Annotated in this window: 12 protein-coding genes and 2 tRNA genes; 13 read left to right on the top strand and 1 reads right to left on the bottom strand. The window is 39.3% G+C overall.

The window, feature by feature from the left end:
* Window positions 1–198: 198 nt before the first annotated feature.
* From GN217_RS18040 to yihA, 13 genes are all read left to right on the top strand, one after another.
* On the top strand, window positions 199–654 hold the full coding sequence (locus GN217_RS18040) for a MarR family winged helix-turn-helix transcriptional regulator (RefSeq protein ID WP_156858027.1): 456 nt from the start codon (window positions 199–201) through the stop codon (window positions 652–654).
* A gap of 21 nt (window positions 655–675) precedes the next feature.
* Entirely contained in the window at window positions 676–1,491 is an 816-nt protein-coding gene (gene racE, locus GN217_RS18035) for a glutamate racemase (protein ID WP_156858026.1), read from the top strand.
* Between the two features lie 157 nt (window positions 1,492–1,648).
* The gene (locus tag GN217_RS18030; protein ID WP_156858025.1) at window positions 1,649–2,728 is read left to right on the top strand and encodes a GerMN domain-containing protein; all 1,080 of its coding nucleotides are present in this window, start codon (window positions 1,649–1,651) and stop codon (window positions 2,726–2,728) included.
* Window positions 2,729–2,955: 227 nt separating this feature from the next.
* Window positions 2,956–3,723, top strand: a complete 768-nt coding sequence (gene rph / locus GN217_RS18025; protein ID WP_156858024.1) for a ribonuclease PH — start codon at window positions 2,956–2,958, stop codon at window positions 3,721–3,723.
* Window positions 3,724–4,317, top strand: a complete 594-nt coding sequence (locus GN217_RS18020) for an XTP/dITP diphosphatase (protein ID WP_156858023.1) — start codon at window positions 3,724–3,726, stop codon at window positions 4,315–4,317.
* A 52-nt stretch (window positions 4,318–4,369) separates the two neighbouring features.
* Window positions 4,370–4,885, top strand: coding sequence for a metallophosphoesterase (locus tag GN217_RS18015; RefSeq protein ID WP_156858022.1), 516 nt, complete (start codon window positions 4,370–4,372; stop codon window positions 4,883–4,885).
* A gap of 314 nt (window positions 4,886–5,199) precedes the next feature.
* A tRNA-Gly gene (locus GN217_RS18010) sits at window positions 5,200–5,273 on the top strand.
* A 1-nt stretch (window position 5,274) separates the two neighbouring features.
* Window positions 5,275–5,348, top strand: a tRNA-Arg gene (locus GN217_RS18005).
* A 412-nt stretch (window positions 5,349–5,760) separates the two neighbouring features.
* The gene (locus GN217_RS18000) at window positions 5,761–6,729 is read left to right on the top strand and encodes a tetratricopeptide repeat protein (protein WP_156858021.1); all 969 of its coding nucleotides are present in this window, start codon (window positions 5,761–5,763) and stop codon (window positions 6,727–6,729) included.
* A 116-nt stretch (window positions 6,730–6,845) separates the two neighbouring features.
* Window positions 6,846–8,135 carry a trigger factor gene (gene tig, locus GN217_RS17995; protein ID WP_156858020.1) on the top strand — a complete coding sequence of 430 codons (1,290 nt, stop codon included), beginning with the start codon at window positions 6,846–6,848 and terminating at the stop codon, window positions 8,133–8,135.
* 263 nt (window positions 8,136–8,398) lie between these two features.
* Window positions 8,399–9,676 (top strand): ATP-dependent protease ATP-binding subunit ClpX, encoded by a 1,278-nt coding sequence (clpX, locus tag GN217_RS17990; protein WP_156858019.1) that lies wholly within the window; start codon window positions 8,399–8,401, stop codon window positions 9,674–9,676.
* Between the two features lie 215 nt (window positions 9,677–9,891).
* A complete protein-coding gene (gene lon / locus GN217_RS17985) occupies window positions 9,892–12,240 on the top strand; it encodes an endopeptidase La (RefSeq protein WP_156858018.1) in 2,349 nt (782 codons plus the stop codon).
* Window positions 12,209–12,790, top strand: coding sequence for a ribosome biogenesis GTP-binding protein YihA/YsxC (yihA, locus tag GN217_RS17980; RefSeq protein WP_156858017.1), 582 nt, complete (start codon window positions 12,209–12,211; stop codon window positions 12,788–12,790). Before lon ends, yihA begins: the two co-directional genes overlap by 32 nt.
* A gap of 66 nt (window positions 12,791–12,856) precedes the next feature.
* Here yihA and GN217_RS17975 read toward each other — a convergent pair whose 3' ends face one another.
* Window positions 12,857–13,336 (bottom strand): LiaI-LiaF-like domain-containing protein, encoded by a 480-nt coding sequence (locus tag GN217_RS17975; RefSeq protein ID WP_156858016.1) that lies wholly within the window; start codon window positions 13,334–13,336, stop codon window positions 12,857–12,859.
* Between the last annotated feature and the right edge of the window lie 306 nt (window positions 13,337–13,642).

Raw genomic sequence — 13,642 nt, 5'->3', positions numbered from 1 at the left:
CTTTAATTTTATCAAAAGGTGTCCTTTTTGTTTACAAAAATAGCGACAAAAAAGGCGTGGGATCTATACTTTTTAGTGTAGATCCCACGCCTTAATTTTTTGTTTACTGGAGTTTTGTCCCAGCCTCAGATGAAAATTTGGTATACTAGTCTAAGGCGTTTATTCAAATTTGAAATTAGAGTGTAAGGAGGTTGCCGAATGGAGAATGAGATTGCTTCATCAGAACCCATCGTTAAAATTGAAAAAAGATTACGTTATATATCTGGAATGATCAAACAAAACGGCAGGAAGATTTTACATAACTATCCCATAACCTCTCCGCAGTTTGTAGCCCTCCAATGGTTATTGGAAGAAGGCGATTTGACGATTGGAGAGCTTTCAAATAAAATAAGTCTTGCTTTTAGCACAACGACCGATCTTGTAGACCGAATGGAGAAGAATGAACTGGTTGAACGAATCAGGGATAATAAGGATCGACGGGTAGTGAGGATTCATTTATTAGACAAGGGAAAAGTGATTATCCATGAAGTAATTGAAAAGCGTCAGGAATATTTACGGGAAGTTCTCGCCGGCTTTACCACGGAAGAAGAAACAGTATTAAATGAAATGCTTGATTCATTGTATGATCGAATGAAGCAAGTAAATGAGAAATAGTAGATAAGGAATGAACGAAAAGTGGACAGACCAATAGGAGTAATTGATTCAGGTGTAGGCGGTTTGACCGTAGCACTTGAACTTATGAGGCAACTGCCAAGAGAGAAATTAATTTATCTTGGGGATACGAAACGCTGCCCATATGGACCAAGAACGAAAGAAGAAGTTCAGCAATTCACTTGGGAAATGGTGAATTTCTTATTAGAAAAAGAAATTAAGCTGCTTGTAATTGCCTGTAATACAGCTACAGCCTATACGATTGATGATTTAAAAGATAAATTAAATATTCCGGTGATCGGTGTCATCAATCCGGGGGCAAGAGCAGCGATTAAAGCAACAAACAATCAAGAAATTGGCATTATCGGGACAGAAGGTACAGTGAAAAGTGGCGCTTATCCGGAGGCGTTAAAGCGAATCAATCCAGAACTTCATGTACAAGCGCTTGCCTGTCCATTGTTTGTGCCACTAGTGGAAAGAGGAGTCTTTTCAGGTGAGGAAGCAAGAACAGTTGTACAGACAACGTTAGAACCTTTAGTGGAAGATAACGTGATGGATACATTAATTTTAGGGTGCACGCATTATCCTTTATTAAAACCGCTGATCCAAGATGTAGTTGGTAACAAGGTTGCGGTGATTTCTTCAAGTGAAGAAACAGCAAGGGAAACAAGTGCTATACTTGAAATTAAACATTTGCATAATAAATCAGGCGTGCAACAGGTACATGAAATTTATTCTACAGGGGATATGGAATTATTTAATTGTATTGCAACCAAAATTTTCCAAAGTGGTATCCAGCAGCAATTTAAAATTAAACGAGCAGTCATTGAAAAAGATTAGCGCCTAGCTAGTCTTTTTTAATAGGAATTCCCCACTGAATGAAGTTTCACTTTATCTTTAACTTACGTATTAACATTTTATTTTTTCGGTAAGATGGTCTATTTTCACATGATAGCTCGTATATATTGTAGTACAAACCATCGCAGGGAGGTATTGCATGAAAGCGAGTCGATTATTAATTCCAGGTGTATGTGCGTCATTATTGTTACTGACAGCCTGTTTCCAAGGGGAGCAGTCTTCTGTTGAAATCGATCCACCAGAAAATGCAGAAGCAGTGAATGATACAGCAAACAATGATCAAACGGAGGTAGAGGACGTCGAAGCGGATGAGGAAAACACTGAAGAAGCTGCAGATATGATTGCCCGCCAGCTATATTTGATTGATGAAAACGGCATGGTCGCCTCACAAATAATTGAATTGCCATTGCTTGATTCAAATGAAGTTGCAACCCAAGTATTAGAGTATCTAGTTGATGATGGACCGGTAATGGATCTACTGCCAAATGGTTTTCGTGCGGTTTTACCCGCAGGAACGGAAGTACTTGGTTTAAATCTTTTAGAGGACGGGACAATGGTTGTAGACTTTTCCAAGGAATTTGAAGAGTATGCCGCTGAAGATGAAGTGAAAATACTTGAAGCGATTACACATACTTTAACACAATTTGATAGTGTAGAACGGGTTCAACTTTGGGTTAATGGCCATCCACTGGATGAAATGCCGGTAAATGGTACACCGATTGGGAAAGGTTATTCGCAGGCACATGGAATTAATGTTATGCAGAATGACACGATTGATTTTATTAATAGCGAGGCAGTAACAATGTATTACCCTGCAAGTGATCAGGAGAATCGTTATTATATCCCGGTTACTCAATATGTAGGTGCTGAGAATGAAGAAGAAATGTTTGAAGCGATTGTCACTTCTTTAATGGAAGGTCCAGGCTTTATGGCAAATGTGACTCATGTATTCAATGATGAGGCAATGCTCGTGAGTGAGCCTGTCCTATCGGAGGGTGTGTTGGAACTCACCTTTAACGAAGCGATATTAAAAGATGTAGAAGAAGCAGTTATTGCCGACGAAGTGATGGAGACGATTGTCCGAACATTAACAGTACAAGATGAAATTGACGCTGTGGATATTAAAGTGGAGAATAAGGATGTTATTGCAAATGAGAACGGGGAACCATATAGTGACCCTGTTACTGCGGACTTCTTTGTTCCAAGTGAGAAGCTTTAATAAAAGGATTCCGAAGCTGGGGGATGCCCTGGCTTCTTTTTGTTTCATAGCATGTCAAATACTTTTTTAAAGTTTTTGAGCAACCTTAATAACCATTATTTCATACATAAGGAAACTATAAAATAAAAATACAGTGGATTATTAATCTGCAACTTTTGTAGGAATGATGATTTTTCTTTCGGGAAAAGTATGGTAAGCTTGATTTGACGAATGAGGAGGATTTTTACATGAGAAATGATGGAAGAAAAATAAATGAATTAAGACCTATTAAAATGGAAAAAGATTATATTATGCATCCTGAAGGTTCAGTATTGATCGAAGTGGGGAATACAAAAGTAATCTGTAATGCAAGTATTGAAGACCGAGTACCACCATTTATGAGAGGGCAAGGGAAAGGTTGGATTACTGCTGAATATGCGATGCTTCCACGGGCAACAGAGAAACGAAATATCCGGGAGTCCTCCAAAGGGAAAGTCACGGGGAGAACGATGGAAATTCAACGACTCATTGGACGTGCATTACGTTCCGTTGTTGATTTAGAAGGGTTCGGTGAGCGCACGGTATGGGTAGATTGTGATGTCATTCAAGCGGATGGTGGGACCAGAACTGCTTCCATTACCGGAGCCTTTGTGGCGATGACACTTGCGCTCGGAACTTTACTGGAAAAAAAGCAAATCAAGTCCTTGCCTGTAAAAGATTATCTAGCAGCGGCATCAGTCGGAATACTATCATCTGGAGAAGCGGTTCTTGATTTAAATTATGAGGAAGATGCCGATGCAAATGTAGATATGAATATTGTAATGACTGGTGCAGGTGAATTTGTGGAAATCCAAGGTACAGGAGAAGAGGCCACATTCTCGAAGAATGAGCTCTTTACCATGTTGGATTTGGCTGATGAAGGTTTACAACAGTTATTTGAGTTACAGAAAGAAATACTGGGGGAGCTTGGAGAATCAATTGGAAGCGGGCAAGTGGCGCAGGGCGAGGAAATTTAAATGAAAGAAATCATTATCGCAACTCGAAATAAGGGCAAAGTCAACGAATTTATCGATTTTTTTAAACCCTACGGTATTAAGGTGCAATCCTTGCTGGAAATTGCTGAACAACTCCCGGATGTTGAAGAGACTGGGGATAGTTTTGCAGAAAATGCGACACTTAAAGCGGAGCAAATTGCAGAGTTGTTGAATCGTCCTGTTCTAGCAGACGACTCCGGTCTCGTCGTTGATGCGCTCCATGGTGCTCCGGGAATTTATTCCGCCCGTTATGCCGGAGAGGAAAAAAGTGATGAAGCAAATAATCAAAAGCTACTCAAGAATTTGCAGGAAGTTCCGCAAGATAAGCGAACAGCAAGATTTGTTTGTGTACTTGCAATCGCCGTTCCTGGTGAAGAAACAACGCTTTACAGGGGTGTCTGTGAAGGGAAGATAGCGCTTAATCCCAAAGGGACGAATGGTTTCGGCTATGATCCACTGTTTATCCCTAATGGATATCAACAAACGATGGCAGAATTAAGCTCTGCTGAAAAAAATCAGATAAGCCATCGAAGTAACGCAATAAAACAATTGAAAAACTGGGAAAAGCTAACTTGAGGTTAAACATCCTCTTTACATGAAAAAGGACGAACAGAGAGGGAGATGCAGCATGACGAAAGTTTTAATTGTCAGTGATAGTCACGGACTAGCAGAAGAGCTATCGGAAATCAAAGAAAGGCATGAGGTTGATTATCTCATCCATTGCGGAGATTCTGAGCTTGATATCGACTCCGGTCCAATGGAAGATTTTTATAAAGTAGCAGGGAACTGTGACTTTGACAACCGTTATCCGATAGAGCAAACTATGGAGATTGATGGCTTAAACTTCCTCATTGTTCACGGGCATCTGCATAAAGTGAATTATGGTTTAACCGCACTTTCATTACGTGCGCGGGAAGCGAATGCCGATGTAGTTTGTTTCGGCCATACACATGTCGCTGGTGTTGTACAGGAAGGGGAACAGCTATTTATTAATCCAGGCAGTATCTATCAGCCAAGGGGTGGGATGCAAGAGAAAACTTATGCTATTTTAGAATGGGATACAGGTCAGCAGGATATAGCTGTGAAGTTTTATACCCTCACTGGCGAACATTATAGAGCGTTGGATTATCCGAAGAATACTTGATGCTTCAATAGCTTGCTAAGGAATTTAGTTTCTTGGCGAGCTTTTTTTAAATTAGAGTAAGATGTTTCGAGGTGAGGACAAATAACTCATTTTACAAAGCCTATAACCCATTCGTATCGTCTGTATTAGTATGTCGAGACTTGCAGACGTCTCCAGAATGCGAAGCGGTACAATGGAAAAGAGAAATAGTACGTTACAAAAATCTTTTAAAATAGGTATTGACATTTTATGTGAAACTGCTATAATAAATCTTGTTCGCTTCTAAAACATACTTTTACATAATGAATTTTTAAAACTAAATAAATAAGCAACCTGCGGGTGTAGTTTAGTGGTAAAACCTTAGCCTTCCAAGCTGATGATGAGGGTTCGATTCCCTTCACCCGCTCCATGTCCCAATAGCTCAGCTGGATAGAGCAACAGCCTTCTAAGCTGTAGGTCGTAGGTTCGAATCCTACTTGGGACGCTTTTCAAACAGCAAAAGAGAAACCTAACTTGTTTTAGGTTTCTCTTTTGTATTATGATAAGATATATATACTTTTATCTACTTGCTTGCGCTTTCGAACCAGATGAAACAACTCCTCGATTGGATGAACGGAACTAAACTGTAGCAGAGAATGCAAAAAGCTGCTTTTTTTCTTTCTCTTCACCACGGTGCTACCGTCCATAGAACTTCTGCCTTTAAGTGGGGGAATTATGTAGGTGGGAGATAATGGATGCTAACACCCTGATCATTCAACTACATCCCGCCGGAGAAGAGTAAACTTCCCGCTGAATGAAGTTTCATTTTATGTTTCATATTCAATTGGAAGGGTAAAACTATTTATTAAGTCATTCTCATATAAAATGAAACAAAAGGAGGAGGTGACCTGAGAAAAATGAAACCTGGGAATATCATTTTGTTTCCAAAATGGCAAAAAGTGTTAGAAGAAGAAAGTGTTGCAGCAATTAAAGAAAAGAAATTCGAGGATGCTTTAGAAAAATTAGATAACCTATTAAGCTATGACGTGAAAAATCATGATATTTATACCGGTAAATTAATCTGCTTAATGGAACTGGAACGTTATAAGGAAGCGCAAGAACTCTGTGAATCTTTAATAGAAGAAAAAGATTCCCACTACTATCAATACATACATATTTATTTAACATTATTATTCCAAACAGATCAGTATGATACATTAATTGATGTAGTATCTGTGGAATTAGAAAGCGGAAACGTACCAAATCATTTGCAAGAACCATTTAAACAGCTCTACACGATGAGTGAAAAAATGCGGCTGAATGTGGAACTGGAGCGTTCGAATGTTTTTCTGAATGCACTCTATGATGCTGTTCACCAAGATAATCATATCGAACAATGGAGACTTATTGACAAACTCAGTAAAACGACAATCCAACCAAATGAGAAAGTGATTTCGTTGCTTGTAAATGAACATATCCATCCGCTTGTCAAAACAGCCATCTATTTATGGTTGAAGAATTTAGGAGTAGCAAAACCAATAGAAGTACATAAGTTTGGTATTCAGATGAAGATGACGCCAAGTGAAACGCCGGAGGTTAATGAAAGTGCAATCGCGAAAGAAATTGCTACCGAGATTAAGAAAATAGAGCAAAGCAATCCATCACTATATGAGGTGATGAATACGCTTTTAGAACATTATCTCTATGCGCTCTATCCGATTACACCATCAATTGATGAATCATTTTATATCGCGGAAGCATTATTTCAGATTGGGAATGACTATTTAAACATCGCCGTGTCCACATCAGAACAGGCAGAGGTAGATAAGTATATCCAAGAAATTAAAACAACCGATCTATTATATGCAAGTATTATTGATGATTAGGAACAAAGGCTTGAAAGACCTCTCAATTATGGTATAATGATTAAGTTGTAAAAATTGAAAACGAACCCTAAAAAAATGTTATTAAGTTAAACAATAGATGTTGGAGGTAATTAATAATGACAGCGAAATGGGAAAAACAAGAAGGAAATAAAGGGATTTTAACATTTGAAGTTCCTGCTGAAGAATTTGATCAAGCATTAGATCAAGCATTTAAAAAGGTAGTAAAAGATGTGCAGCTTCCAGGTTTCCGTAAAGGAAGAGTTCCGCGTGGGTTATTTGAACAGCGTTTCGGAGTAGAATCCCTTTATCAGGATGCGGTAGATATCGTATTACCAGAAGCTTACTCAAAAGCAGTTGACGAGGCGGATATTTTCCCAATTATACAGCCGAGTGTAGATATCGAACAAATCGAAAAAGGAAAAGCATTAATCTTCACTGCAGAGGTTGAAGTGAAGCCTGAAGTTACTTTAGGTGAATATAAAGGACTAGAAGTAGAAGAAGAATCTGTTGAAGTGACAGATGAAGATATCGAGCAAGAATTAAAAAACCTTCAGGAGCAACATGCAGAGCTTGTTGTTAAAGAAGATGGGGAAATTGCAGAAGGCGATACGGTTGTTATCGACTTTGAAGGTTTCACTGACGGAGAAGCGTTTGAAGGCGGTAAAGGTGAAAACCATAGCCTGGAAATCGGTTCTGGTCAATTCATTCCTGGATTCGAAGAGAAATTAATCGGTAAGAAACCAGGTGAAGAAACCGAAATCGATGTAACCTTCCCAGAAGAATACCATGCAGAAAATCTAGCCGGTAAGGAAGCAACTTTTAAAGTTAAAATTCATGAAGTCAAAGCAAAAGAACTTCCAGAACTTGATGATGAGTTCGCGAAAGATGTTGATGATGAAGTAGAGACACTTGATGAACTCAAGACGAAAAAGAAAGAACAAATGCTGGAAGAAAGAACGCAAGCGGCAGAAACTGCAAAACGTGAAAGTCTAATTGAAAAAGCATCTGATAATGTTGAAGTTGATATTCCAGATGCAATGGTAGAAAATGAATTGGAACAAATGCTTGCTGAATTTGAACAACGTCTACAGATGCAAGGAATGACGTTAGAAATGTATTCCCAATTCTCTGGTCAAGATGAAGACGCGCTGAAAGAACAAATGAAAGAAGATGCGGCTAAACGAGTGAAAACTAGCTTGACGCTTGAAGCAATTGCAAATGCGGAAAATCTTGAGGCTACAGAAGAAGAAGTGAATGAAGAGATTGACAAGATGGCTGGCATGTACGGTGTAGATAAAGATCAACTTGTTCAAATCCTTGGTGGAAACACAGAAACAATCCAAAACGATCTCAAAATAAGAAAAGCAATCGATCTATTAGTGGAACATAGCAAAGCAGCTAACTAATCATCCCAGCTAAGACAAGACAACATGAACAAGGTGCGAGTTCCCTCGCACCTTGTTTCTGTATAACCGAAACGGAACAAGCATTAATTTACATTTCACTGACTTAACGGTTGCTATCTGTCATATAGATAAGTAATATGGAATTAATTAAAATGGATATCATGCTACAAGGTTTATCGTTTTGTTTTTTATTTCGTATCTGATATGATTGCTATAATTAAGTCAGGAAATTTAATTTTCTTATGAACTATAGGGGTGAAAAAATGTTTAAATTCAATGAAGAAAAAGGACAATTAAAATGCTCCTTTTGTGGAAAGAATCAGGAACAGGTTCGTAAATTAGTTGCCGGGCCTGGTGTCTATATATGTGATGAATGTATTGTGTTATGTACAGAAATTGTAGAAGAAGAACTCGGTTCGGAAGATGCGATGGAATTTACAGAAATCCCAAAACCAAAGGAAATCTGTGAAATCCTTGATGATTACGTCATTGGGCAAGATCAAGCGAAGAAGAGCCTGTCTGTAGCTGTTTATAATCACTATAAACGAGTCAACTCGATAAATAAAACCGACGATGTAGAACTGGCGAAAAGTAACATCGCTCTGATTGGACCTACAGGAAGTGGTAAAACATTACTAGCTCAAACATTAGCACGCATCATTAATGTGCCTTTTGCTATGGCTGACGCTACATCACTTACAGAAGCTGGTTATGTAGGAGAAGATGTCGAGAATATTCTTCTTAAACTAATCCAAGCAGCCGATTATGACGTGGAAAAAGCGGAAAAAGGAATTATTTATATCGATGAGATTGATAAAGTAGCAAGAAAGTCTGAAAACCCATCAATTACAAGAGACGTTTCAGGTGAAGGTGTACAACAAGCTTTACTTAAGATTCTGGAGGGGACGGTTGCAAGTGTACCACCACAGGGCGGACGCAAACATCCACATCAAGAATTCATCCAAATCGATACGACAAATATCCTATTTATCGTAGGAGGAGCCTTTGACGGAATTGATCAAGTAATTAAGCGCCGTCTTGGTAAGAAAGTTATCGGGTTTGGAGCGAACGAACAACAAGAAGATTTGGACATGGGTGCACTGCTTTCCAAAATTTTACCAGAAGACTTGCTTCGCTATGGATTAATTCCCGAATTCATTGGTCGTATTCCGGTTATCTCCAGCTTAACACCATTGGATGAGGATGCCCTTATTCAAATTCTGACAAAACCTAAGAATGCGCTCGTGAAACAATATGAGAAGCTATTTGAAATGGATGATGTGGAACTGGAGATGGAGGAAGCTGCTCTACGTGAGATTGCGAAGAAGGCAATCGAACGGAAGACAGGTGCCCGGGGTCTTCGTTCCATCATTGAAGGGCTTGTACTTGATGTTATGTTCGAGCTTCCTTCCCGTGAAGATATTACGAAATGTATTATAACAGAGGATACGGTGAAAGAAGAACATGGCAGTCCCAAGCTTGTATTCCGTGACGGTACGGTAATTGAAGGAAATGAGAATTTACCAAAAGAAAGTGCATAATGTGAAGTAGAACATTTTTGCGATAATGGAGACTGGCTGCTTAAAAGATGCTCTCGTCTGTTTGAAGAGCCTATTAGCAGTAAGTCTCCATTTCTGTATGTATAAATAGGATATTGGGGAATAGTACTTACTACAACATGTAAATCAACTAACTATTTTTTTCGGTTGAACGGATTAACATAGAGATATACATATTCATTTTGGAGGTCGTTATCATGGTTAACAAAATAAAGAAAGTCCCCCTCCTGCCTTTACGCGGTTTAATTGTGTTTCCATCCATGGTTTTACATCTGGATGTTGGAAGAGATAAATCGATCGCAGCTCTGGAGAAAGCAATGGTTGATGATCAACTTATATTCCTGGCTGCACAGAAAAAAACGAGCATTGATCAGCCAAAAATAGATGAGATATACCGAATTGGTACACTTGCAAAGGTCAACCAAATGCTGAAGATGCCTAATGGCACGTTGCGTGTATTGGTAGAAGGACTGGACCGTTATGAAATTGTCCGCACGATCGATGAAGAAGACGAGTTCTTAGTAGAAATTGCACAACTTGAAGAAGTGCATGCAGATCAGACGGAAGAAGAGGCACTCATGCGTGCACTACTTGAACAATTTGAGCAGTATACAAAGCTTTCCAGGAAAGTGTCTAGTGCAACAGCAAAGTCAGTTGTGGATATGGAGGACCCGGCACGGGCCGCTGATATTATTAGCTCGCACTTATCCATTAAGTTAAAGGAAAAACAGACATTATTAGAAATGACGAATGTCACCGAACGTATGCAACACATCATTAGCTTAATTACGAATGAAAAGAAAGTACTAAGCATCGAAAAGAAAATCGGTGAACGAGTTAAAACATCCATGGAGAAAACGCAGAAAGAATATTATTTGCGTGAACAATTAAAAGCAATTCAAAAAGAACTCGGTGATAGAGATGGTAAATCCGGTGAAGTCAGTGAATTAAGAGAAAAAATTGACGAATCCGATATGCCGGAACATATTTACGAAATTGCCCTTAAAGAACTAAGCCGTTACGAGAAAGTACCACAAAGCTCTGGAGAAAGCTCTGTCATTCGCAATTATTTGGATTGGTTATTAGATCTGCCATGGACAAAACAAACGCAAGATACAATTGATATTAATGAAGCTGAAAAAGTATTAAATGAAGGCCATTACGGACTGGAGAAAGTAAAAGAACGCATCTTGGAATATCTAGCTGTCCAAAAGCTGACGAACTCTCTAAAAGGTCCAATTCTTTGTCTAGTTGGGCCGCCTGGTGTTGGGAAAACATCCCTTGCACGTTCCATTGCTCAGTCCGTAAATCGAAATTTCGTGCGTATTTCCCTTGGTGGAGTGAGGGATGAAGCGGAAATAAGAGGTCACCGAAGGACTTATATTGGTGCAATGCCAGGCCGGATTATCCAAGGAATGAAGAAGGCAGGTACTATAAATCCGGTATTTTTACTCGATGAAATTGATAAGATGTCAAATGACTTCCGCGGGGATCCCTCCGCTGCAATGCTCGAAGTATTAGACCCAGAGCAGAACAATAGTTACAGTGATCATTTTATCGAAGAAACATATGATTTATCGAAAGTATTATTTATTGCAACGGCAAATAATGTGAATAGTATTCCTGGTCCGCTTTTAGACCGGATGGAATTAATTTCTCTTTCGGGCTATACGGAAGTGGAAAAGCTCCATATCGCAAAAGAACACTTATTGCCAAAACAAGTTAAAGAAAACGGATTAAAACCATCCAATTTACAAATTAGAGATGAAGCGCTCCTGCAAATTGTAAGAACTTATACTAGGGAAGCGGGCGTCCGTAATCTGGAAAGACAACTTGCTAAAGTTTGTCGTAAAGCAGCCAAAATTATTATTTCTGGTGAGAAGAAAAGAGTAGTCGTCACGGTCAAGAATTTAGAGGATTTCCTAGAGAAACCATTATACCGTTATGGTTTAATGGAAGTGGTAGACCAAGTCGGTGCTGCAACCGGTCTTGCTTATACATCAGCAGGTGGCGATATCTTATCTATTGAAGTATCCCATTATCCTGGAAAAGGTAAATTAATTTTAACTGGTAAGCTAGGTGAAGTGATGCAGGAATCTGCTCAAGCTGCTTCCAGTTATGTCCGCTCCCGTGCCAAGGAACTGCACATCCCTGCTGACTTTTATGAGAAGTTTGATATTCATATCCACGTGCCAGAAGGAGCCACGCCAAAAGATGGGCCTTCAGCGGGAATTACCATTGCAACGGCACTTGTCTCGTCACTTACTGGACGAGCTGTTCGGAAAGAGGTTGGAATGACTGGGGAAATAACACTACGGGGAAGAGTACTTCCTATCGGCGGCTTAAAAGAAAAATCATTAAGTGCACACCGGGCTGGCTTAACGACAATCATTATTCCGAAAGAAAATGAGAAGGACATTGCCTCTATTCCAGAAAGTGTACAACAGAATGTAACATTTATCCCGGTTAGTCATTTAGATGAAGTATTGGAAATCGCATTAGTGGAGGAAGAAAATGAAAATCAATCAAGCGGAAATCGTAATTAGTGCGGTCACGAAGAAGCAATACCCGGAGGAAGGCTTATCTGAGATCGCTTTAGCGGGACGTTCGAATGTCGGAAAATCATCTTTTATCAATACATTGATTAATCGAAAAAACTTAGCTCGAACGTCACAAAAACCAGGAAAAACTCAAACGTTGAATTTTTATAAGTTAAATGAAGCTTTTTATTTTGTAGATGTGCCGGGCTATGGCTATGCAAAGGTATCCAAGAAAGAAAGAGAAAAATGGGGTAAAATGATGGATGAATATTTCCAGCAAAGAGAGAACTTGAAAGCAGTTGTTCTCGTCTGTGATGTCCGTCATGAACCGACAGACGCCGATGTCCAAATGTATGATTATCTAAAATATTATGAGCTTCCTGTCATTATCATCGCAACGAAACTTGATAAAGTAAAAAAATCAAAACAACATCAACATGTGAAAGTAGTAAAAGACACGTTTGAAGTTGATGCAGAAGATATTGTCATTCCCTTTTCAGCAGAAACAGGTGAAGGGAAAGACCAAGCTTGGCAAGCAATTAAACAATATTTATAAGGTTCACCTCCTCTTTCGGAAATTTCTACTTTAGCGTAAAGAGGAGGTCTTTCCTCTGAAATGACTCTACTTCTTTCTTAATAAGACAAAACCTAAGATGATTAGTGCGATTGGCCAATACCTTTCCACTAAAGCAATTACATCATATATCCAATAAAAATAGGAATGAAACGCGGTTGAGTATATAAATAATACCCCGATAGCAAGAAAGGCAATACCAGGGAGAAAGCCCGATTTCGTTTTAAAATAGCGAATTATAAAGGCTAAACCAATTATGATTAAATAAACTGCCCAATGATCAATCCAAAAATGATAATGAGCTGCTCCGTGTAAGTGGATCCCGATACCGAGAATAAGAATACCGGTGAAAATATGTTGATAACTGCGGGAACGGTAACTGTGAATCAAAAAGGCTAGTCCTATGATAATTAAAAGGGTTTGCCAAGAATAGAAATCAGTAATGATCGGTAGTTTCAATTCACGCAGCAGAAAAAATACGCCAATCCCAATTAATATGTAAGCAAGTAAAGGATTTTGTGTTCTCATCCATCTTCTCCTCTAACAAATAATAATCAATTTTAACATTACACCCTCAACCTTTGCACCTGTAAATTAATCATACGAATCCTTTCATTCAGCGTAAGTGTGTGCAACCTTCTCCTGTAGGTCCGCAGTCCAGACACCTCTCGCTTTCCGCAGGCGGCTGGTGAGCCTCCTCGGGCTGTCGCCCTGCGGGGTCTCACCTATGCCTTTCGACGAACAGGAAGTTCTAATGCCGGCGTTGGTCACAGGACGTGACCGTTCTTAGCCGGCCTCCTGCAGGAGTCTCGAGGTGTCTGGACTGCTCCGAGG

Source organism: Oceanobacillus sp. AG, assembly GCF_009746545.1.
Taxonomy (GTDB): Bacteria; Bacillota; Bacilli; order Bacillales; family Amphibacillaceae; genus Oceanobacillus; species Oceanobacillus indicireducens.
The sequence above is the reverse complement of the archived record's forward strand: the minus strand, read 5'-3'. Positions and strand labels throughout refer to the sequence as shown.